Here is a 20,254-nt window from a genome sequence, read left to right as displayed (position 1 = left end):
TTGGTCACGCATGACCGCCGCACTCTCGGCGCACGAGCTGATCGCCCGGCACCGGTCCACCCTCGACCCGGCGCTGGAAGCGATCCGCACGCGCGCGTACTGGTCCCCCCACCCCGAGCACCCCAAGGCCTACGGGGAGAACGGCAGCCTGGACGCGGCGGCGGGCAAGGCCGCCTTCGACGCCCTGCTCGGCTCCCGCCTCGACCTCGGCCAGCCCGGGACGGACGACTGGGTGGGCGGCGAGACGTCCCCGTACGGCGTCGACCTGGGCGTGACGTACCCGCACGCGGACCTCGACGTGCTGCTGCCCGCCATGAAGGCCGGTCAGCGGGCCTGGCGCGACGCGGGCGCCGAGCAGCGCGCGGTGGTCTGCCTGGAGATCCTCAAGCGCATCAGCGACCGGACGCACGAGTTCGCACACGCGGTCATGCACACCTCCGGCCAGGCCTTCATGATGGCGTTCCAGGCGGGCGGGCCGCACGCGCAGGACCGCGGCCTGGAGGCGGTGGCGTACGCGTACGTGGAGCAGGTCCGCACGCCCGACAACGCCGAGTGGACCAAGCCGCAGGGCAAGCGCGACCCGCTCGCCATGACCAAGCAGTTCACGCCGGTCCCGCGCGGCATCGGCCTGGTGATCGGCTGCAACACCTTCCCGACGTGGAACGGCTACCCGGGCCTGTTCGCCTCCCTCGCCACCGGCAACGCGGTCCTGGTCAAGCCCCACCCGCGCGCGGTGCTGCCGCTCGCGCTCACCGTGCAGGTCGCGCGCGAGGTGCTCACCGAGGCCGGTTTCGACCCGAACCTGGTCGCGCTGGCCGCCGAGCGCCCCGGCGAGGGCATCGCCAAGACCCTCGCGCTGCGCCCCGAGATCCGGATCATCGACTACACGGGCTCGACCGAGTTCGGCGACTGGCTGGAGGCCAACGCCCGCCAGGCGCAGGTCTACACGGAGAAGGCCGGCGTCAACACCGTCGTCCTCCACTCCACGTCCGACTACAAGGGCATGCTCTCCAACCTGGCGTTCTCGCTGTCCCTGTACAGCGGCCAGATGTGCACCACCCCGCAGAACCTGCTCGTCCCCCGCGAGGGCATCTCCACCGACCAGGGCCCCAAGTCCTACGACGAGGTGGTCGCGGACCTCGCCCGGTCGGTCGACGGGCTCCTCGGCGACGACGCCCGGGCGAACGCGCTGCTCGGCGCGATCGTCAACCCGGACGTGAAGGCCCGCCTGGAGGCCGCTTCCGGGCTGGGCGAAGTCGCCCTGGCCTCCCGGGAGATCACCAACCCGGACTTCCCGGGTGCGGTCGTCCGCACGCCGGTGATCGTCAAGCTGGACGGGGCCAAGCCGGACGCCGAGGCCGCGTACATGAGCGAGTGCTTCGGGCCGGTGTCCTTCGCCGTGGCCGTCGACTCCGCCGCGGACGCGACCGAGCTGCTGCGGCGGACGGTCCGCGAGAAGGGCGCGATGACCGTCGGGGCGTACACCACCGACCCGGAGGTCGAGCAGGCCGTGCAGGAGGTCTGCCTGGAGGAGGCGGCGCAGCTGTCGCTGAACCTCACGGGCGGGGTGTACGTGAACCAGACGGCCGCGTTCTCCGACTTCCACGGGTCGGGGGGCAACCCGGCGGCGAGTGCGGCGCTGTGTGACGGGGCGTTCGTCGCCAACCGGTTCCGAGTGGTCGAGGTGCGGCGGGACGCCTAGGGCGCACCGCAGCTCCAGTGGTACAGGGTCATCGCCACACTCGTCGCCAGGTTGTAGCTGCTCACCTGGGGGCGCATCGGGAGCGACAGCAAGTGGTCCGCACGCGCGCGTAGTTCCGTGCACAGGCCGGTGCGTTCGGAGCCGAAGGCGAGGACGGCGTCGTCCGGGAGTGTGACGCCCCGGATGTCGTCGCCCTCCGGATCGAGGGCGAACAGGGGTCCGGGCGGCAGCTCGGACACCTCGAGACGCTCCACCGCCGTCGCGAAGTGCAGACCCGCCCCAGCGCGCACGACGGTGGGGTGCCAGGGGTCGACCGTCCCGGTCGTCACCACGCCGGTCGCACCGAAACCGGCGGCCAGGCGGATCACCGCGCCCGCGTTGCCGAGGTTGCGCGGGTTGTCGAGCACCACGACCGGGGCCGTGCGGGGCACGTGCGCCAGCTTCTCCAGGTGACAGGCGCGGGACGGCCGGACGGCCAGGGCGGCCACGGCGGTCGGGTGCGGACGCGGCACGAACGACGCGTACGTCCGGTGCGGCACCTCCGTCAGCAGCCCTGCCAGCGTGTCCCGTACGTCCGGGGCCAGCTCGTCGGCGAGGGCGAGGGCGGCCGCCCGGTCGGCGGTGACCGCCACTGGCACCTCGGCGCCGAAACGCAGCGCGTGCTTGAGGGCGTGGAACCCGTCGAGCAGGACGGTGTCGCCGGCGAGCCGGTGCCAGGCGGTCACGGGGTCGGTCATGCCCCGAAGCCTACGTGCGCCGCCTCGGGGCTCTCGGGCGCGCGCTGCCGCGGGGCCGGCGTACGCCCGCCCCGGCGCGGGAGCCGGTCCCGCGCGCGTGCCACCCGGCCGCCCAGCCGACGCAGGAAACCCGTCGGCAGGAACACCGCGTCCGCCGCGATCATCGCCAGCGAGAAGAAGGGCAGTCCGAGGACCACGGCGATCACCGCGTGCTCGGTCATCATGACCGCCAGCAGGACGTTCTTCACCCGCCGGTTGAACAGGGTGAACGGGAAGGCGACCTGCACGAGGACCGTCCCGTACGTCACCAGCATCACCATCGTGCCGCTGGCCGACAGCAGGTCGGCGAGGGCGGGCCAGGGCGAGAAGTACTCCAGGTGGAGCGGGTAGTAGACCGCGGTGCCGTCCTGCCAGCGGGAGCCCTGGATCTTGTACCAGCCGGCCGTCGCGTAGATCAGACAGGCCTCGGCCATGATCACGAGCAGGGCGCCGTTGTGCACGACGGCGGCGACGACGTCCAGCAGGATCCGCGGCTCACCGGTCCCGGACCTGCGTCCGGCCAGCCACCACAGGGCCTGCGCCACCCACACCGTCCACAGCAGGGCCGGTATCAGCCAGTCGCCCTGCATCCGGTCGGCCAGGGTGACCGCGACCAGCACGAACCCGAGCGCGCCCCACAGGGCAGGGCCGGTCCGGTCCGTGACCCGCTCGCCCCGCGCGCGGGCCGCCCGGTCCCGCTCGCCCCGCCTGGCGTCCAGCGACCACACCTGGGCGCACCGCGTGAACACCAGGTAGATCGACATCAGGTGCAGCACGTTGTCGCCGCCGTCACCCATGAAGACACTGCGGTTCTGCAGCGACAGCACCCCGACCATGAACAGCACCGACATGGTGCGGGTGCGCCAGCCCAGCAGCAGCAGGGCGCTGGACAGGACCGCGAGCGCGTAGACGATCTCGAACCAGACGCGGCCGTCCGACCACATCAGGATGGTGAAGGAGCCGTTGGACCCGACCAGCTGCTGGGCGAGATCCCAGCTCCAGGGGCCGTCGGGCCCGTACAGCTCGTGGCGGTGAGGGAGCTCGCGGAGCAGGAACAGCAGCCAGGTGGCGCTGAAGCCGATACGGATGACGGCCGTCTGGTAGGGGCCCAGGGCGGCCTCGGTGACGCGGGCGATGCCGCCCGAGACGGCCAGCGAGAAGCGGTTCACCGCACGCCCCCCTGAGCCTCGTCCTGCGGCACCTTCCACCAGGGCAGCTCCCGGTAGGACGGCGTCGTGGAGACCTTCTCCCGGCTCCACTCCGGTGGCGGCACGTTGCTGGTGCGGGAACGGACCTGCACACGCTCGATGACCCCGGCGCCCCCGGTCGTGGCCCGCACCGCGGCGTCGCGGTCGAGGCGCAGCACCATGATCCGGCGCAGATACGCCTCGGAGAGCGAGCCGCGCAGGCCCACGGGCCGGTTCTCGCCGTCGTGCGTGGCGACGAAGAAGTCCCAGGCGCGGCGCAGCTCGTTCTGCTGGGTGTGGCTGGGCAGCAGGTTGCCGTCGATGGCCTCGCCGTCCTCGGCCGACAGGTCGTACCAGCCGGTGGTCAGCGTCATGCCGTCCGGCCCGCGGATCCCCGCCCGGACCTGGATCGAGATGTTCTGCTGAAGCGGGTTGGGCGCGAAGAGCTTCCAGTTCTGCTCGAACTCCGGATAGATCCAGTCGTCCACGGCCTCGCCGTGCGCCCTGGTGACCGTGTTCGCCGGCGCGACGTGCAGGAACGTCATCCCGAGATGCACACACACCCCGATGGCGACGACCGCGAGCGCCAGGGCGACCCCGATCTGGTAGCGCAGGGACAGCGCGGCGATGCCGGTTCGCGGTTCACCGGACGGGCCCGGCTCGACCGGCCCCGGCGGTCCGACAGGCCCGGGCGGCCCGACCGGTCCGGGCCGCTCGGAGTGCGCGGACGGCTCGGAGTGCGCGAGCGGCCCGCCCGGTTCGGTGGACCCGGACGGCACCCCCGGGCCTGCGGACTCCCCGGGTGCGCCCCGGACCGCGGGCGAGGCCGGCCGGCTCGGCGTGCCCGGGCCGTGCCGGGCGTTCGAGCCCTCGTCGTACGCGTCCATTCCGCCCCGTTCCACGATCCCGGTCCGTCGTTCCGTCCGCCCGGCCGCGAGGGCGTCGCCCCACCCGCGCACCGGCGCGCGGCATCGGCACGGGAACGGTACTCAGGACACCCACCCGGGCACAGCCCCTGTCCGCCGGTCCCGCCGTGGCCGTCGCCACACCGCGCGGATGACCGTACGGCGCGTGCACCCGCCCGGGAGCCGCGGTCCCCTTGGTCCACAGGGGACCCCCGCAGGTTATCCACAGGGCGGTCCGGGCGGTCGTCCACAGGAGTGACACCCTACGGCGCCCGCCCGTACACCCATTCCCTTCTTCTAGAACCTGTTCTATCTTGACGCCCCGTCAGCTCAACGGGATCCGGAAGGACAGGCACCGTGGACTTCACCTTCACCGAGGAGCAGCAGGCGGCGGCCGAGGCGGCACAGGGCGTGTTCGCCGGGGTCGCGCCCGACGCCGTGCCCAGCCCGGCCCTCACCGCGGGCGCCGTCGCCGAGACGTACGACCGCGCCCTGTGGGCCAGGCTCGCCGACGCGGACCTGCTGAGCCTGCTGCTCGACCCGCGCCACGGCGGGGCCGGCCTGGACGCCGTCGCGCTGTGCCTGGTGCTGCGGGAGTCGGCGCACGTGCTGGCCAGGGTGCCTCTGCTGGAGACCAGCGCGGCGGCGGCGGCCGTCCAGGCCTACGGCAGTGACGAGGCGAAGGCGGACCTGCTCGCCCGGGCCGGCCGGGGCGAACTCGTCCTGACCGTCGCCGCGCACGGCCGCACCGGCCACGACCCGGCCGAGCAGGCCGTGACCGCCCGGCAGGACGGCGGGACGTGGGTGCTGGACGGGGTGCAGACGGCGGTGCCGTGGGCCTACGACGCGGACGTCACGCTCGTCCCCGCGCACACCGGCACCGGCCGCACCCTGCTGGCGCTGGTGCCGCGCGGGCTCGAGGGCGCCGTCCTCGCCGAGCAGTTCTCCACCAACGGCGAGCGGCTCGGCGAACTGCGGCTGGAGTCGGCGCGGCTCGCCGCCCGGGACGTGATCGACACCGATGGGGCGTGGGAGTGGCTGCGGGATCTGCTGGCCACCGGGACGTGTGCGCTGGCGCTCGGCCTCGGGGAGCGTGTGCTGCGGATGACCGGGCAGTACACGAGCGAGCGGGAGCAGTTCGGGTTCCCGATCGCCACCTTCCAGGCCGTCGCCGTGCAGGCCGCCGACCGCTACATCGACCTGCGCGCGATGGAGGCCACCCTGTGGCAGGCCGCGTGGCGGATCGCCTCCGGGGCACCAGGCGCCCTGCCCCCAGCCGGTGACGTGGCCGTCGCCAAGATCTGGGCGGCGGAGGGCGTCCGCCGGGTCGTGCAGACCGCGCAGCATCTGCACGGCGGGTTCGGCGCCGACGTCGACTACCCCCTGCACCGGTACCACGCCTGGGCCAAGCACCTGGAACTGTCACTCGGCCCGGCGTCGGCACACGAAGAGGCCCTGGGCGACCTGCTGGCCGCCCACCCGCCGGCCTGACGGAACAGGCAGACCTAGAGGACGAACCCCTGCTGTCCGTCGTCCGTCACGACGGGGCGCCCCGCCGCCTCCCACACCTGCATGCCGCCGTCGACGTTCACGGCGTCGATGCCCTGCTGGGCCAGATACATCGTGACCTGGGCGGAACGGCCGCCCGAACGGCAGATCACATGGACCCGGCCGTCCTGCGGGGCGGCCTCGGTCAGCTCGCCGTAGCGGGCGACGAAGTCACTGATCGGGATGTGCAGCGCCCCTTCGGCGTGACCGGCCTTCCACTCGTCGTCCTCCCGGACGTCCAGCAGGAAGTCGCCGTCCTTGAGGTCCGCGACCGCGACCGTGGGCACACCAGCTCCAAAACTCATGCGTCCGACGCTACCGGACCCGGCCCGAACGCCGGCCGGGGCACGGCCCCGGCCCCGGCCCCCGCCCTCTCCTCAGCTCTCGCCCGCGCCCTCGCCGAGCAGCGCGGCGAGCTCCGTCTCCCGCTCGGTGACCTGGGCGAGCAGTCCCTGCCCGATCTCGTCCAAGAGCCGGTCCGGGTCGTCCGGGGCCAGCTGGAGCATGTGGCCGATGGCGCTGTCCTCCAGTTCCCTGGCGAGCAGGGCGAGCAGTTCCTTGCGCTGGGCGAGCCATTCGAGGCGGGTGTACAGCTCCTCGGCGCGGCTCGGGCCCCGCTTCAGCTCGGGTCCCCTGGCCCACTCCTCGGCGAGCTCGCGCAGCTCCGCCTCGTCGCCCCGGGCGTAGGCGGCGTTGACCCGCGTGATGAACTCCTCGCGCCGCTGACGCTCCCTCTCCTCCTGCGCCAGGTCCGGGTGGGCCTTGCGGGCGAGGTCGCGGTAGAGCCGGCGGGCCTCCTCGCTGGGGCGGACCCGCTGCGGGGGCCGGACCGGCTGGTCCGTGAGCATCGCCGAGGCCTCCGGGAACAGACCGCTGCCGTCCATCCAGCCGTGCAGCAGTTCCTCGACGCCGGGGATGGGGGCGAGACGCGCTCTGGCCTCCTCGGCCCGCTGCCGGTCGGCGGGGTCGCCGCTGCGGGCGGCTCTGGCTTCGAGGATCCGGGCGTCCAGCTCCTCCAGCCGCGCGTACAGCGGGCCGAGCTTCTGCTCGTGCAGCCGGGAGAAGTTCTCGACCTCGACGCGGAAGGTCTCCACCGCGATCTCGTACTCGATCAACGCCTGCTCGGCGGCCCGCACGGCCCGCTCCAGCCGCGCCTCCGGCCGTGCGGCGTCGCCGCCATCCTGCTCAGCTTCCGGGGTCGTCACCCGACCAGCCTAGGTGACGAACCCCCGGGGCCTCGCCCCGCAGGACGAGGCCGGTGACGTCCCCGTACTCCGGCGCCGCGGCTGCCCGGGCGACACGCACGCCCCGGGCACACCCACGCCCGGCAGCCGACCGGGCAGACCGGGAGACCTGGGCCGCCGGCGGCCCGCCCGGCCCGCGCGCCCCTGCACCCCGTCCCGGCCGCCCTACACCCCCATCTCCGCCGCTACCTTCCCCGCCTTCACCCCGGCCACCAGCTCCGCGTGATCCGCTTCGGTCCGGTCCGCGTACGCCACGGCGAAGGCCGCCATCGCCTCGTCCAGCTCCTCGTTCTTCCCGCAGTACCCGGCGATGAGCCGCGGATCGGCGCTGTGCGCGTGGGCGCGGGCCAGGAGCGCGCCGGTCATGCGGCCGTAGTCGTCCAGCTGGTCGGGGGCGAGGGCGGCCGGGTCGACGCTGCCCTTGCGGTTGCGGAACTGGCGGACCTGGAAGTGGAAGCCGTCGACCGTGGTCCAGCCCAGCAGATTGTCGCTCACGACCTGCATGCGCTTCTGGCCCAGCACGACCCGCCGGCCTTCGTGACCGGCGTCCGGTACCTCGAAGCCGGCCGTCGCCAGATGCGGAACCAGCGCCGACGCCCGCGCCTCCTTCACCTGCAGCACCAGCGGCTCGCCCCGGTGGTCCAGGAGCAGCACGACGTAGGAGCGGGTGCCGACGCTGCCCGTGCCGACGACGCGGAAGGCCACGTCCTGCACCGCGTGCCGGGCGAGGAGCGGCAGGCGGTCCTCCTGGAGGGTGCCGACGTACTCCTCCAGGGACGCCGCCACCGCCGCGGCCTCCGCGTCCGGGACGCGCCGCAGCACCGGCGGGGCGTCGACAAAGCGACGCCCGCCGTCCTCGGTGGCCTCGGTCGACTTGGCCGCGAACCGGCCGCTGGTGTTGTGGCGGGCCTTCTCGGAGACCCGCTCCAGCGTGCCGAGCAGGTCATGGGCGTCCGTGTGGGAGACGAGTTCCTCGTCCGCGATGGCGTTCCACGCGTCCAGCACCGGGAGCCCGGACAGCAGCCGCATGGTCCTGCGGTAGGCACCGGCCGCGTCGTACGCCGCCTTGCGGCACCGGTCCTCGTCGGCTCCCGCCACCCGGCCCGCGAGCACCAGGGAGGCCACGAGCCGCTTGAGGTCCCACTCCCAGGGGCCGGGCACCGTTTCGTCGAAGTCGTTCAGGTCGATGACCAGTCCGCCGCGGGCGTCGCCGTACAGGCCGAAGTTGGCCGCGTGGGCGTCGCCGCAGATCTGGGCCCGGATCCGGGTCATGGGCGTGCGCGCGAGGTCGTGGGCCATGAGGCCCGCCGCGCCGCGCAGGAAGGCGAAGGGGGTGGCGGTCATGCGGCCGACCCTGATCGGGGCCAGCTCGGGCAGCCGCCCGCGGCCCGACTCCTCGACCGCGCTCACCGCGTCGGGCCGGGACGCGTCCAGGTCGAGCGTGGCGTGCGCGCTGCGCGGGATCCGCTTGCGCAGGGCCTTGCCCTCGTCCTTGGGCGAGCCCTCGGCCGGCCATGCGGCGAAGCCGCGCACCCGGGGCAGCCGGCGCGGCGCCCCGTCCCCCGCCGTGGTCCCGCCCTCGTCCTGAGCTCCAGCCCTGGTCATCCAGACCGCCTCCCCCGCACGCGCACGAACATCGACTCGTGCCGACCGTACAACCGGCGGCCGAAACGCGTCAGACCCTGTGGACGACTCCACAGCCGTGGGCAGTCGCGCCGGGCCCGTGCGGCGGGGCGCGCTACGCCCCGGAGGGCACGGAGGTCTCCACGGCCACTGCCGCTTCCTCCTCCGCCCGCACCTGCGCCAGCACCCTGTCGGCCCGGTCCACCGTGATGTCGAGCCGGGCCAGCACCGCGGGCACGGTGATGCTGGGCAGGAAGTGCTCGAACAGGACGATGACACGGCGCTCCAGGTCCTGCCGCTGGCAGCGCAGCTGGGACAGCAGCTGCACCCCGGAGAAGCTCCCGACCAGCAGTTCCGCCGTTTCCGCCACGTTGACGTGCTGGAGCAGTTCGCCCCGCGTCTTCGCCTCGCCCAGCAGCTGCACGTTCTGGTCGATCCACATCTGGAAGGCCGGGGTGCGGTCGAGGTCCATGGCCCCCTGGTCGAGGGCGAGCCCCACACTGGCCCGCACCAGCGGCTCGGACCGCAGCCGGCGGGCCATGACCAGACCGGAGTCGACGAGTTCCTGGAGTTTGCTGGACTGTGGCGGGAGCGTGATCGCGAGCTGCTCCTCGAACACCCCGATCGCCAGCTCCTCCTTGGAGGCGAAGTGGAAGTACAGCGCGCCCTTGGTGACGCCCGCCCGGTCCAGGATCTCGCCGATGGTCGCCGAGGTGTAGCCGCGTTCGTCGAAGACGGCCGCTGCCGCCTCCAGGATGGTCCGCCGGGTGCGGATCGCGCGCTCCTGTCGCGCCATCGGGTGCCTCCTGATCTCCGTCGATCCCTGTGAAGTCGCTGTGTGGCGAGGGCGCGAGAGCCTGTCCCAGCGGTTTGCCCCGCTTTGGAAAGAACCGGTTCGTCCGTATCTTAGTCAGGCGTCGACCGCGGCCAGCCAGCCGATCCTGGGGGTTCTCATGCCGCAGACAGGGCCTTTAAGCGCACTCACGGACGATCAGACCGGACGCGGGGGCCGTCCGGCAAACGGAACCGCTACGACCGTCGAGAACCCGCCACATGCCGTGGTGCACCTGGGGATCGCGCCACCGCGTCCCGCCCTCGAGGAATCCGCGTCACCGGCCACCGCCGCCGCGGAACCCGCGGCGCCGGCCGTGGTCGCCGCAGAGCCGGCGCCACCGTCCCCCGTCGCCGAACACCCTGTCCCCCACTCCCACACCGCCGTCACCAAGGAACTCGCCCACCGCACCACAGAGACGGACGTCTTCCCCACCCGGTGGACCCGAATCTCCGACACGCGTTTCCGGTTCACCGCGCACTGGCCGGCCGCCCACTCCTTCTTCGGCCCCGTGGACGACCGGCACCAGGACCCGATGGTCGTGGGAGAAACGTTGCGGCAGGCCTCGATGGTTCTGGCGCACGCCGAGTTCGGCGCTCCTGCCGACACGCACTTCGTCATGTGGGACCTGACGGTCCGCGTCGACCCGTCCGCGCTGCTGCTGGCGGACGCCGCCGAACCGGTCGAGGTCGACGTCGTGTGCTCCGAGATCCGCCGCCGCGGTCGTGGCCTGCACAGCATGCGGACCACGATGGAGTTCCGGCGCGCGGGACGGTTCGTCGCCAGCGGCACCGGCAGCACCGGCTGCACCTCGCCGCGCGCCTACCGCCGCCTGCGGGCGGCGAAGCTGGACGCCCTGGACATACCGGTGCCGCTGCTGCCCGGCATACCGCCGCGGTCCGCGGGACGGGCCCGCCCGGAGGACGTCGTCCTCGCCCCCGCCGACCGCCCCGGCGTCTGGCACCTGCGCGTCGACACCGGCCATCCGGTCCTCTTCCAGCGGCCCAACGACCACGTCCCCGGGATGGTCCTGTTCGAGGCGGCCCGCCAGGCCGCGACCGCCGCGTCCGGCCTGCGCCCCTTCCTGCCGGGCACCATGACGGCCGGCTTCACCCGGTACGCCGAACTGCACAGCCCGTGCCGGATCGAGACCGAGGTACTCACCGACCCCGGTGAGACGACCGTCCGGGTGTCGGGGCGGCAGGACGGCGAGTCCGTCTTCACCGCCACCCTGACCTGCGCCCGGCCGGCGCCGGTACGGTCACTGTCGTGACGGTCAAGCTTCTGATCACGGGCGCGAGCGGCTTCGTGGGCAGCCGGGTCGCCGCCACGGCCCAGCGGCAACCGGACGTCCACGTCCGCCTGTTGTCCCGCCACGCACCGCCCGGCCCCGAGTACGTCCACGGCGACCTCTGCGCCCCGCCCTCCCTGCGCGGCGCGTGCGCCGACACCGACGTCCTCGTGCACTGCGCCTCGCGGATCGGCGGCGCCGCGGAGACCGTCCAGGCGGTCAACGACCACGGCACCCGGGCCCTGGTCGAGGAGGCCGTGCGGGCCGGAGTGCGCCGGATCGTGTACGTCGGCACGGCCGCCGTCCTCGGCCGGGGCCCGTTCCGCGGCGTACGCCCCGGTGAGGTGCCGATCGCGCCCGCGTCGCACACCAGCCGCACCCGGGCCGCCGCCGAACGGTACGTCCTCGACGCCGGCGGTCTGGTGCTGCGCCCCCACCTCGTGTACGGCGAGGGCGACCGCTGGGTGGTCCCCGGACTGGTGTGGCTGATGAACGAACTGTCGGCCACCCTCACCGGCTGCGGGGCACTCCAGTCGATGATCGACGTCGACTCCCTGGGCCGTGCGGTGGTGGCCGCCGCCCTCTCCCCGGCGCACGGCGGCGGTGTGCGCCACGTCGGCCACCCCGAGCCGGTGGCGGTTCCCGACCTGCTGGCCGCCGTGGGCCGGGAGCTGGGCGAGCCCGGCGGCGGTGCGGCCGTCGACGTCGCCACCGCTCTGGACCGGGCCGCCGGGTCCCCGCTCGCCCTCCATCACCTCGGCATGCTCACCGTCGACCACTGGTTCGTGGACGACATGTTCTGGAAGGACGTCGACTGCTCGCCCGGCGAGGGATTCGGGGCGGCGTTCAGCCTCGCGGCGCCCTGGTACCGCGCGTTCCACCAGGGCCGGATTTCCTGATCGCCTCGGCCTCGGCCTCCTGCGGGCGCGGGTCCGGACCCCGGCCGTGCAGCAACACCGGCAGCTCCTCGTGGCCGGTGGAGATGATGGAGCGAAGCCGCTTCGGCGGCTGCGCCGGGTCGGCCAGGGCCAGCCGCGGGAAGCGGGCGAACAGCGACGTCAGGGCCACCGTCGCCTCGGCCATGGCCAGGGGCCGGCCCAGGCAGTGGTGCACGCCGTGGCCGAAGGAGACGTGGTCGCGGCTGGTGGCGCGCGTGAGGTCGAACCGTTCGGCGTCCGGCCCGTGCCGCTCGGGGTCGCGCCCGGCACCGGCGAAGGAGACCACGAGCGGGTCGCCCTTGGGGATGGTCAGGCCCGGCTCGATCTCGATGTCCTCGACGGCGTAGCGCAGACCCGACATGGCGCCGGGCGCCTCGAAGCGCAGTGACTCCTCCAGGGCGTCCTCCCAGGTCACCTGCCCGGAGCGGACGAGGTCGAGCTGATCGGGATGGGCGAGCAGGCTGTGCACGGTGTTGTCGATGAGGTTGACGGTCGTCTCGAAGCCCGCGGTGAGCAGCAGGATCAGGTTGTCCATCAACTCCTGTTCGCTGAGGCCGCCTTCGTCCCGCGCGGCGATGAGCGCCGTCGTCAGGTCGTCGGCCGGGTGCTCCCGCTTGTGCCGGAGGAACGCGGTCAGCGTGCCGTAGAGGTCGACGGCGTTGGCCTGGGCGTCCTCCAGGGTGATCGCCGTGTCGAAGAAGCGGTTGATGATGCGGTAGAGGGCCGCGCGCGGGCCGTCCTCGCCGGCCGGTACGCCGAAGAGCTCACAGACCACCTCGTGCGGGATCGGCGCCGCGAACGCCGCCCGCAGATCCACGACTTCGCCCTCCGGGACGCGCTCCAGACCGTCGAGCGCCCGGTCGACGATCTCCTGGACGCGCGGCAGCAGCGCGTCGACACGGCGCTTGGTGAAGGCGGCGGCCATGGGCTTGCGCAGCCGGCTGTGGTCGGATCCGTAGGCGGTGACCATGTTGCGCACCGAGACCCAGATGGCGAGCGGCCAGGTGCGGGAGATGTCGCCGTTGATCCAGGCCGGCCAGTGCTGGTAGGCGTCCTTGCTCGTCTCGGGGCCGGCCAGGAGCCGCTTGTTCAGCTCCAGGCCGGTGATCCACCACGCCCGTACGCCGCCGGGGAGTTCGACCTCCACGGCCGGGCCCTGGGCACGTATGCGGGCTATCTCGTCGTAGAGGTCCTGACCGGACGGGTCGATCGACAGGAAGGGGCAGGCCTGCTGTGCCATGACTCATCGCTCCTCGGTCCAGAGGCTGGGGGACCATGGTGCGGTCCGGCCGACGGCGAAACTTGCCAACCGGTTTGTTTTGGTCACCACTTCACCCACTGTTGGCCAGGGGAGGGTGACCAGGGCGGGTGACGTCGGCAGCGCGAGCCCCGCCCTGCCCGCCTCCACCGCACGTCCGGGCCCCCTCTCCGTTCGGCCGCAGCCCCGCCCCGCACCACGATGTCCGCGCGCAGCGGCCGGGCGGCGTGGTGCGTGACGTCCACGAGGCGTTGCAGGGCACAGCCGTCGTGGCCGCGGACCGCTACCGCGCGCAGGGCACGTTCGGCCACGTGCTCGACGGCCTCGGCGACGGCGGCCTTGTGGGCGGAGTGGAAGTGCGGCGCGCCGGAGCTGACGCCGGCTCCCGCGCTGATCTCCGTCAGGCCGGCCCGGACGTACCCCCGGGGGTTCGAACTGTTCGGCCACCGACCGGATCAGCGCAAGACGGGCCCGGGCGGCCCGGCCCTGTCTGGTCACCCGTGGCTCTGATGGCGCCGCGATCAGCCGACTCGCGGGTTTCCCTGCAACGCGTCGACGACAGCGGCGCCTTGTGGACACCCGCTAAGCACGCAGATACGCCAGCACCGCCAGCACCCGGCGGTGGGTCGCGTCCGCCGGCGGCAGGTCCAGCTTGGTGAGGATGCCGGAGACGTGCTTGCCCACGGCCGCCTCGGAGACGACCAGTTCGCGGGCGATCGCGCTGTTGGACCTGCCTTCGGCGATCAGCGCCAGCACCTCCCGCTCGCGCGGGGTGAGCCGCTCCAGCGGGTCGCGGCGGCGGCGCAGCAACTGCCGTACGACCTCGGGGTCGACGACCGTGCCGCCGTCCGCCACCTTCCCGAGTGCCTCGACGAACTCCTCCACTTGGCCGACACGGTCCTTGAGCAGATAGCCGACGCCCGTGCCGTCGCCGGAGTCCAGCAGCTCGGCGGCGTAGCGGCGCTGCACGTACTGGCTGAGGACCAGCACGGGCAGCGTGGGCCGCTCCTCGCGCAGCCGCACGGCCGCGTGCAGGCCCTCGTCCTGGAAGCCGGGCGGCATCCGCACGTCCGTGACGACCACGTCCGGGTCGTGCTCCCCGACGGCCGCCACCAGGGCCCCGGCGTCCCCCACGGCCGCGACGACCTCGTGCCCACAGCGTGTGAGCAGTCCGACGAGCCCGTCCCTGAGCAGCACGCTGTCCTCCGCCAGGACGACCCGCAGCGGCCGCTCAACTCGCAGGGTCACAAGGGATCTCCACACGCAGCAGGGTCGGTCCGCCGGGCGGACTGGACAGGGAGAGTCTGCCATCGAGCACCGACACCCGGTCGGCGAGTCCGGTCAGTCCGCTGCCCTCCCCGGCCCGCGCCCCACCGCGCCCGTCGTCACGTATCCGCAGCAGCAACCGCCCGTCGCGGTGCCCGCCGCTCACCTCGGCCCGGCTCGCGCCGCTGTGCCGGCCCACGTTGGCGAGCGCCTCGCACACCACGAAGTAGGCGGCGGCCTCGACCGCCGGGGAGAGCCGCCCGGGCAGGTCCAGGTCGACGTCCACGGGCACGGCCGAACGGTCGGCGGCGTCGGCGACGGCCGCTTCGAGGCCGTAGTCGGCGAGGACCTTGGGGTGGATGCCGTGGATGAGCTCGCGCAGTTCCGCGAGGGCCGCGCCCGCCTCCTGGTGCGCCGTGGCGAGCTGGTCGGCGAGCGGTCCGGGCGGGGCGTCGAGACGGGCCAGCCCGAGCGTCATCGTCAGGGCGACGAGCCGCTGCTGCGCCCCGTCGTGCAGATCACGCTCGATGCGACGCCGCTCGGCCTCGAAGGCGTCCACCAACCGCACCCGGGACCGGGCCAGTTCGACCACCCGGGCGCCGAGATCGGCTTCCTGCGGCGCGATCAGCAGCCGTACCAGCCCGGCCCGGGCCCCGGCCACCACACCCAGCAGACAGGCGCCCAGCGCCAGCAGGACCAGCCCGAGGACGGCGCACCCGACGGCGGCGGGCCAGGTGGTGACCAGCCACACCTTGAGGACCTTCGCCTCGCCGAGGACGGCCATGAGCAACGGGGTCGCCACCACGGAGAGCGGCCCCAGCAGGAGGACGGTGAACGCGAGGGCGTCGACCGGCCACAACAGCCCCGCGAACAGCAGGGCGTGGCCCAGCTCCCGCCAGGTGGCCCGCTCCCGCAACCGGGTCGACAGCCAGGCCCGCAGCCCCGGCTCCCCGGGCGCCCGGTGCGGGTCGGACACCGGCTCCGCGTCGACCAGCCGCAGCCGCAACCGCTCCACCGCCGCCACCGGAATGCCCGCCAGAGCGGTCCCGAGCAGCAACGGCAACCCCACCAGCGCGACGGCCAGCACCCCGCCGGCCGCCACCGACACCACGATCCCCACGAGCAGGACGGCACCGGTCACCGCGCCGGTGAGCAGGTATCCGGCCGACCGCCACGGCCATGCCGACAGCAGGTATCGGGGGCGGGACAGGGCCTGCCACACGTTGCGAGGATGCATGGGGATCACCGTAGAAGCGGGCCGCGCCCCCGGCCATGGGCCCTGGCGGAAGCCCGGGGGTATGCCTGGCCCTACCCCAGGTCTAGGCCCTGCCGCACTGCGCCGGCCCGCCCCCGCCCGGTTTCGTGGAAGCGACACCGACACCAGGGGGAACCCATGACACACGACGCCGTCCGGCTCGACGCCGTCACCAGGACGTACGGGTCCGTGACCGCACTCGACGGAGTCTCGCTCGCGTTCCCGGCCGGGACCTTCACCGCCGTCATGGGGCCCTCCGGCTCCGGCAAGTCGACGCTGCTCCAGTGCGCGGCCGGTCTGGACCGGCCCACCTGCGGGTCCGTCACCGTGGGCGGCACCGAGCTGACCGGGCTGAGCGAACGCCGGCTGACCCTGCTGCGGCGCGAGCGCGTCGGGTTCGTCTTCCAGGCGTTCAACCTGCTGCCCTCGCTGACCGCCGAGCAGAACGTGGCCCTGCCCCTGCGTCTGGCCGGCCACCGCGTGCCGGCAGCCCGGGTGCGCCAGGCACTGGGGCAGGTCGGTCTCGCGGACCGGGCCCGGCACAGGCCGTCCCAGCTCTCCGGCGGCCAGCAGCAACGCGTCGCCCTGGCCCGCGCGTTGATCACCCGGCCCGATGTGCTGTTCGGCGACGAACCGACCGGCGCCCTGGACACCCGGACCGGCCGCGAGGTGCTCGGGCTGCTGCGCGGCATGGTCGACCGCGAGGGCCAGACGGTCGTCATGGTCACGCACGACCCGGTGGCCGCCGCGTACGCCGACCGTGTGGTCTTCCTCGTCGACGGGTGCGTGAGCGGGGAGTTGACCGGCGCCGACGCCGACACGATCGCCACCCGCATGACCCGTCTGGAGGCCGTGCCGTGCTGAGCGTCACCCTGCGCACCCTGCGCACCCGCTGGACCACCTTCACCGGCAGCTTCGTCGCGCTCTGCCTGGGCGTGGCGCTGCTCACCGTGACGGGCCTGGCCCTGGCCTCGACGGTCACCGCCCCGGAGCGGGCCCCCGAGCGCTTCGCGACTGCCCCGGTCGTGGTCAAGGGCGGGGACACCCTGCGCGTGCCGACCCCGATCGGCGCCCGTGAATCCCCCCTCGCCCACCCGCGCCCCGTACCGGCCGCGACCGTCGCGCGGCTGCGGCGGCTGGGCCCGGTCGTCGAGGACCGCTCGTTCCCCGTCCGGGCCGAGGGCGGGCCCGCCGACCTGGTGGGCCACCCCTGGTCCACCGCCGCGTACGCCCCCTACGACCTCGCCACCGGGCGGGCACCGCGCACGGCCGACGAGGCCGTCGTCACCGGCGACTGGGCACACCCGGGCCAGCGGGTCCGCACCGGCCTCGGCACCGTACGCGTCGTCGGCACCCTCACCGCACGCGGCTTCGAGAACGCCGTGTTCTTCACGGACGCCCGGGCCGCCCGACTTCAGGGCGCCACGGCCCAGTTGGTCGTGCATGCCGACCCGGCGTCCGTACGGAAGGCCGTCGGCGACAGCGCCCGGGTCCTCACCGGTGGCGCGCGCCGCCTCGCCGACGCCGACCCCGGCCGGGACCGCGAGGCGCTCACCGCGATGAACGCCCTGTTCGGCACCGCCGGCGGCGTCACCGCCTTCGTGTCGGTCTTCGTCGTGGCGTCGACCTTCGCCTTCGCGGTCGCCCAGCGCCGCAAGGAGTTCGCCCTGCTGCGCACGGCCGGGGCCACCCCGGCCCAGATCCGCCGGAGCGTCCTCGCCGAGGCTCTCGCCGTCGGCGTCCTCGCCTCGGCCGCCGGCTGCGCGCTGGGCGCCCGGGGGGCACCGCTGCTGGCGGCCCGGGTGGTCGACGAGGGCCTCGCCCCCGCCTGGTTCACCATCGGGGAGCACACCTGGCCGTACCACGCGGCCTTCTGGACGGGCCTGCTCGTCGCCCTGTGCGGGGCGACCGCGGCCTCCTGGCGGGCCGGCCGCACCGCCCCCACCGAGGCCCTGCGCGAGGCAGCCGTGGACAGCGGGCCCCTGACCCGGGGCCGCCTGCTGTGCGGCACGGCCCTCCTGCTCACGGCCGCCGTGCTGACGACCCTCTCCCTCATCGGCGACCCGTCCGACCTGCTCCACCGCAAGACGTACATCAGCCGCCCCATGCTGCTGATCACCGCGACCGCCCTGCTCGCCCCCCTCGTGCTGCGCCCCCTGACGCGGCTGCTGACCTGCCTCCCCTCGGCCGTGGGCATGCTGGTCCGGGAGAACACGGCCACCGGAGTCCGCCGGACCGCCGCGCTCGCGGCCCCCGTCCTGGTGACGGTCGCGCTCGCCGGTTCACTCCTCGGTGCCACCGCGACCCTGCGGCAGGCGAAGAGCACCGAGGCGAGCGACCGCACCACCGCCGCCTTCGTCGTCACCCCGGCGACCGGAGCCGGCTTCGACGCGGACACCCTGCGCAGACTGCGTGCGGTACCGGGGGCACGGGTCTCCCCGACGTCCTCGACGGCCGTCCACGTCCTGGAGGACGGCGTGGCCCTGATCCGCTCCGAGGCCCGCGCCGCGACACCCGGCGACCTCGCGGCCACCACGCGCCTGCCGCTCGCGGCGGGCAGACCGGGCGATCTCGACGACGACTCGATCATCGTCAACGAGGAGTGGCAGCGGCACCGGGTGGGCGACCGGGTCGAGGTGTGGCTCGGTGACGGGACGCCGCGCACCCTCCGCGTCGCCGCCGTGATGACCACCGGCACCGGCGACAACGGCGTCTACGTCACCCCGCGCAACGCCCCCGGCGCCACGGTCGACCGCGTGGACGTGGCCCTCGAGGACGGCGCGGCCCCGGCCACCGTGGCCACGGCCCTGCGCGAGGCGCTCGACACGGGGGGCGGCCGGGTCCTCACCCGGGAGGCGTGGCTCCGGGCCACTCATCCCGACACCAACCGCACCACCCGCCTCGGCCTCTTCCTGGTCCTCGGCATCGCCCTGCTCTACACGGGCATCTCCGTGGTCAACACCACGGTCATGGCGGCCTCCGACCGGGTCCGCGACTTGGCCGTGCTGCGGCTGGCCGGAGCCACCCGCTGGCAGCTGCTGCGGCTGACCGGCGCCGAGGCCCTGACGGCGGTGACGGCCGGCGCGCTCCTCGGCGTGCTGGTCACCTGCGTCAACCTGGCCGGCCTGTGGAGCGCCCTCGCCCTGCTGTCGGTGCGACCCGCCCTCACCCTCCCGTGGGAGGCCCTCGGCACGACGGCGGGCGCCTGCGCCCTGCTGGCGGTGGCCGCCGCGACGGTCCCCGCCGCCCTCGCCCTGCGCCGCCGTCCGGCGGACCTGGCCGGGGTACGCGAGTAAGCCCTCCGCCCTGGTCGATCTCACCATGAGACCAACCAGGGGAGGGCCCCTACAGTGGAAGCCATGAGACGGACCTCGTTCGGCAGCTGGCCCTGCTCGATCGCCCGCACCGCCGACATCCTGGGCGACGCCTGGACCCTGCTGGTGCTGCGCGAGGTCTTCTACGGCGAAACCCGCTTCGACGGCTTCATCGGCACGCTCGGCATCGCCCGCAACACCCTCACCGACCGGCTGCGGCGCTTGGAGGCCGAGGGCCTGCTGCGGCGGCGCGCCTATCAGAGCGACCCGGTGCGCCACGAGTACCTGCCGACGGACAAGGGCCGCGACTTCTTCGGCGTCATCGCCGCGATCAACGCCTGGGGCGACCGCTGGCTGGCCGGCGACGAGGGCGCCCCGGTGGTCCTGCACCACACCCCGTGCGACCACGACACCGAGGCCCGGGTCGTCTGCTCCGCCTGCGGCGAGCCGCTGCGTCAGCGGGACATGACCGTCCGCACCGGCCCGGGCTACCCGGCCCGCCTCCTCGACGACCCGGTCGTACGGGAACGCTTCGCCCCGGGGCGGACGCTGGGGGACGGCCGGGCCGGCCAGACCTGAGAGCTTCCTCACACGACGGGGACCCGGGGCGCGCCCGAGGCGTACCGTCACCTGCCCCAACACGAAGAACGGGCGGCATCTGATCGATGCCGCCCGTTCCCACAGTGCGCGAGGGGGGAGTTGAACCCCCACGCCCTTGCGGGCACTGGAACCTGAATCCAGCGCGTCTGCCTATTCCGCCACCCGCGCATTGGGTGTGTCCTGGGCGTCTGCCCCTTGGGGCGGGCGCCTTCCGACACCCAGAACATTAGCACGCTGGAAGGGGTGGGTTCACATCCCTTATCCCCGCAGGCAGACCCCCCCGCCGAACCTTCGATGTCCCCGCCACGTATCAACGCGTACCGGTTCACGTATCAACCTCGTACCGGTACCCGCCGTCTCCGCAGGAGGGGGTCCGGGTCCACAGTCAGGTGCGGGACACTGGTCCACGGCCGCCTCTACGATCCATGTCAGGCATACGTGAGGCGGTTACGCGCAGCAGTACCACCGGAGGAGTTCGAAGACGAGCTCCACAGGGAACTTCGTCCTGCGTCGAC

The 20,254-nt window shown here is 73.7% G+C and carries 17 protein-coding genes and 1 tRNA gene; 7 read left to right on the top strand and 11 right to left on the bottom strand.

What is annotated here, in order from left to right; all coding sequences use genetic code 11:
- Nucleotides 1-10 precede the first annotated feature (10 nt).
- A complete protein-coding gene (gene paaN / locus ACFY9E_RS13795; RefSeq protein ID WP_390982705.1) occupies nucleotides 11-1,702 on the top strand; it encodes a phenylacetic acid degradation protein PaaN in 1,692 nt (563 codons plus the stop codon).
- On the opposite strand, the gene ACFY9E_RS13790 is transcribed toward paaN, so the two are convergent.
- Genes ACFY9E_RS13790 through ACFY9E_RS13780 form a run of 3 tightly spaced genes read right to left on the bottom strand, consistent with a single transcriptional unit; the run spans nucleotide 1,699 to nucleotide 4,552 of the window.
- A complete protein-coding gene (locus tag ACFY9E_RS13790) occupies nucleotides 1,699-2,439 on the bottom strand; it encodes a TrmH family RNA methyltransferase (RefSeq protein WP_390982702.1) in 741 nt (246 codons plus the stop codon). The genes paaN and ACFY9E_RS13790 overlap by 4 nt on opposite strands.
- Complete coding sequence (locus tag ACFY9E_RS13785; RefSeq protein WP_390982699.1) at nucleotides 2,436-3,647, bottom strand: HTTM domain-containing protein; 1,212 nt, start codon at nucleotides 3,645-3,647, stop codon at nucleotides 2,436-2,438. The genes ACFY9E_RS13790 and ACFY9E_RS13785 overlap by 4 nt, the downstream gene beginning before the upstream one ends.
- Nucleotides 3,644-4,552 (bottom strand): DUF5819 family protein, encoded by a 909-nt coding sequence (locus ACFY9E_RS13780; protein ID WP_390983686.1) that lies wholly within the window; start codon nucleotides 4,550-4,552, stop codon nucleotides 3,644-3,646. Before ACFY9E_RS13780 ends, ACFY9E_RS13785 begins: the two co-directional genes overlap by 4 nt.
- Nucleotides 4,553-4,927: 375 nt before the next feature.
- Between ACFY9E_RS13780 and ACFY9E_RS13775 the strand changes: the two genes are divergently transcribed.
- The gene (locus tag ACFY9E_RS13775) at nucleotides 4,928-6,061 is read left to right on the top strand and encodes an acyl-CoA dehydrogenase family protein (RefSeq protein ID WP_390982696.1); all 1,134 of its coding nucleotides are present in this window, start codon (nucleotides 4,928-4,930) and stop codon (nucleotides 6,059-6,061) included.
- Between the two features lie 14 nt (nucleotides 6,062-6,075).
- Here the strand turns inward: ACFY9E_RS13775 and ACFY9E_RS13770 are convergent, their stop codons facing one another.
- From ACFY9E_RS13770 to ACFY9E_RS13755, 4 genes are all read right to left on the bottom strand, one after another.
- Entirely contained in the window at nucleotides 6,076-6,405 is a 330-nt protein-coding gene (locus ACFY9E_RS13770) for a rhodanese-like domain-containing protein (protein WP_390983684.1), read from the bottom strand.
- A gap of 90 nt (nucleotides 6,406-6,495) precedes the next feature.
- Nucleotides 6,496-7,323 carry a hypothetical protein gene (locus ACFY9E_RS13765; protein ID WP_390982694.1) on the bottom strand — a complete coding sequence of 276 codons (828 nt, stop codon included), beginning with the start codon at nucleotides 7,321-7,323 and terminating at the stop codon, nucleotides 6,496-6,498.
- 204 nt (nucleotides 7,324-7,527) lie between these two features.
- The gene (locus tag ACFY9E_RS13760; RefSeq protein ID WP_390982691.1) at nucleotides 7,528-8,967 is read right to left on the bottom strand and encodes a DUF2252 family protein; all 1,440 of its coding nucleotides are present in this window, start codon (nucleotides 8,965-8,967) and stop codon (nucleotides 7,528-7,530) included.
- 133 nt (nucleotides 8,968-9,100) lie between these two features.
- The gene (locus tag ACFY9E_RS13755) at nucleotides 9,101-9,781 is read right to left on the bottom strand and encodes a ScbR family autoregulator-binding transcription factor (protein WP_390982689.1); all 681 of its coding nucleotides are present in this window, start codon (nucleotides 9,779-9,781) and stop codon (nucleotides 9,101-9,103) included.
- 262 nt (nucleotides 9,782-10,043) lie between these two features.
- Between ACFY9E_RS13755 and ACFY9E_RS13750 the strand changes: the two genes are divergently transcribed.
- Together ACFY9E_RS13750 and ACFY9E_RS13745 are read left to right on the top strand one after the other, a co-directional pair.
- Nucleotides 10,044-11,090 (top strand): ScbA/BarX family gamma-butyrolactone biosynthesis protein, encoded by a 1,047-nt coding sequence (locus ACFY9E_RS13750; protein WP_390982686.1) that lies wholly within the window; start codon nucleotides 10,044-10,046, stop codon nucleotides 11,088-11,090.
- A complete protein-coding gene (locus tag ACFY9E_RS13745) occupies nucleotides 11,087-12,007 on the top strand; it encodes an NAD-dependent epimerase/dehydratase family protein (protein ID WP_390982682.1) in 921 nt (306 codons plus the stop codon). Before ACFY9E_RS13750 ends, ACFY9E_RS13745 begins: the two co-directional genes overlap by 4 nt.
- Here the strand turns inward: ACFY9E_RS13745 and ACFY9E_RS13740 are convergent.
- From ACFY9E_RS13740 to ACFY9E_RS13730, 3 genes are all read right to left on the bottom strand, one after another.
- Nucleotides 11,955-13,286: a cytochrome P450 gene (locus ACFY9E_RS13740; RefSeq protein WP_390982680.1), complete on the bottom strand. Its 1,332-nt coding sequence runs from the start codon at nucleotides 13,284-13,286 to the stop codon at nucleotides 11,955-11,957. The genes ACFY9E_RS13745 and ACFY9E_RS13740 overlap by 53 nt on opposite strands.
- Before the next feature lie 600 nt (nucleotides 13,287-13,886).
- The gene (locus tag ACFY9E_RS13735) at nucleotides 13,887-14,546 is read right to left on the bottom strand and encodes a response regulator (protein WP_390983681.1); all 660 of its coding nucleotides are present in this window, start codon (nucleotides 14,544-14,546) and stop codon (nucleotides 13,887-13,889) included.
- Nucleotides 14,536-15,807: a sensor domain-containing protein gene (locus ACFY9E_RS13730; RefSeq protein WP_390982677.1), complete on the bottom strand. Its 1,272-nt coding sequence runs from the start codon at nucleotides 15,805-15,807 to the stop codon at nucleotides 14,536-14,538. The genes ACFY9E_RS13735 and ACFY9E_RS13730 overlap by 11 nt, the downstream gene beginning before the upstream one ends.
- A 156-nt stretch (nucleotides 15,808-15,963) precedes the next feature.
- Here ACFY9E_RS13730 and ACFY9E_RS13725 point away from each other — a divergent pair, with 156 nt between their 5' ends.
- The 3 genes from ACFY9E_RS13725 (at nucleotide 15,964) to ACFY9E_RS13715 (ending at nucleotide 19,718) form a co-directional block, all read left to right on the top strand.
- Nucleotides 15,964-16,689 (top strand): ATP-binding cassette domain-containing protein, encoded by a 726-nt coding sequence (locus tag ACFY9E_RS13725; protein WP_390982675.1) that lies wholly within the window; start codon nucleotides 15,964-15,966, stop codon nucleotides 16,687-16,689.
- Nucleotides 16,683-19,121 (top strand): FtsX-like permease family protein, encoded by a 2,439-nt coding sequence (locus tag ACFY9E_RS13720; RefSeq protein ID WP_390982673.1) that lies wholly within the window; start codon nucleotides 16,683-16,685, stop codon nucleotides 19,119-19,121. Before ACFY9E_RS13725 ends, ACFY9E_RS13720 begins: the two co-directional genes overlap by 7 nt.
- Before the next feature lie 63 nt (nucleotides 19,122-19,184).
- Nucleotides 19,185-19,718 carry a winged helix-turn-helix transcriptional regulator gene (locus ACFY9E_RS13715; RefSeq protein ID WP_390982671.1) on the top strand — a complete coding sequence of 178 codons (534 nt, stop codon included), beginning with the start codon at nucleotides 19,185-19,187 and terminating at the stop codon, nucleotides 19,716-19,718.
- Nucleotides 19,719-19,823: 105 nt separating this feature from the next.
- Here the strand turns inward: ACFY9E_RS13715 and ACFY9E_RS13710 are convergent.
- A tRNA-Leu gene (locus tag ACFY9E_RS13710) sits at nucleotides 19,824-19,907 on the bottom strand.
- Nucleotides 19,908-20,254: the final 347 nt, after the last annotated feature.

Source organism: Streptomyces sp. NPDC012466 (genome assembly GCF_042955215.1).
Taxonomy (GTDB): Bacteria; Actinomycetota; Actinomycetes; order Streptomycetales; family Streptomycetaceae; genus Streptomyces.
Note: the sequence above shows the minus strand (reverse complement) of the source record. Positions and strands in the feature narration are given on the sequence as shown.

What these genes read in the sequence shown, in the direction of transcription:
- ACFY9E_RS13755 (WP_390982689.1), bottom strand. Translation starts at nt 9,781, where the DNA reads ATGGCGCGACAGGAGCGCGCGATCCGCACCCGGCGGACCATCCTGGAG.
- ACFY9E_RS13740 (WP_390982680.1), bottom strand. Translation starts at nt 13,286, where the DNA reads ATGGCACAGCAGGCCTGCCCCTTCCTGTCGATCGACCCGTCCGGTCAG.
- ACFY9E_RS13790 (WP_390982702.1), bottom strand. Translation starts at nt 2,439, where the DNA reads ATGACCGACCCCGTGACCGCCTGGCACCGGCTCGCCGGCGACACCGTC.
- ACFY9E_RS13725 (WP_390982675.1), top strand. Translation starts at nt 15,964, where the DNA reads ATGACACACGACGCCGTCCGGCTCGACGCCGTCACCAGGACGTACGGG.
- paaN (WP_390982705.1), top strand. Translation starts at nt 11, where the DNA reads ATGACCGCCGCACTCTCGGCGCACGAGCTGATCGCCCGGCACCGGTCC.
- ACFY9E_RS13760 (WP_390982691.1), bottom strand. Translation starts at nt 8,967, where the DNA reads ATGACCAGGGCTGGAGCTCAGGACGAGGGCGGGACCACGGCGGGGGAC.
- ACFY9E_RS13780 (WP_390983686.1), bottom strand. Translation starts at nt 4,552, where the DNA reads ATGGACGCGTACGACGAGGGCTCGAACGCCCGGCACGGCCCGGGCACG.
- ACFY9E_RS13730 (WP_390982677.1), bottom strand. Translation starts at nt 15,807, where the DNA reads ATGCATCCTCGCAACGTGTGGCAGGCCCTGTCCCGCCCCCGATACCTG.
- ACFY9E_RS13715 (WP_390982671.1), top strand. Translation starts at nt 19,185, where the DNA reads ATGAGACGGACCTCGTTCGGCAGCTGGCCCTGCTCGATCGCCCGCACC.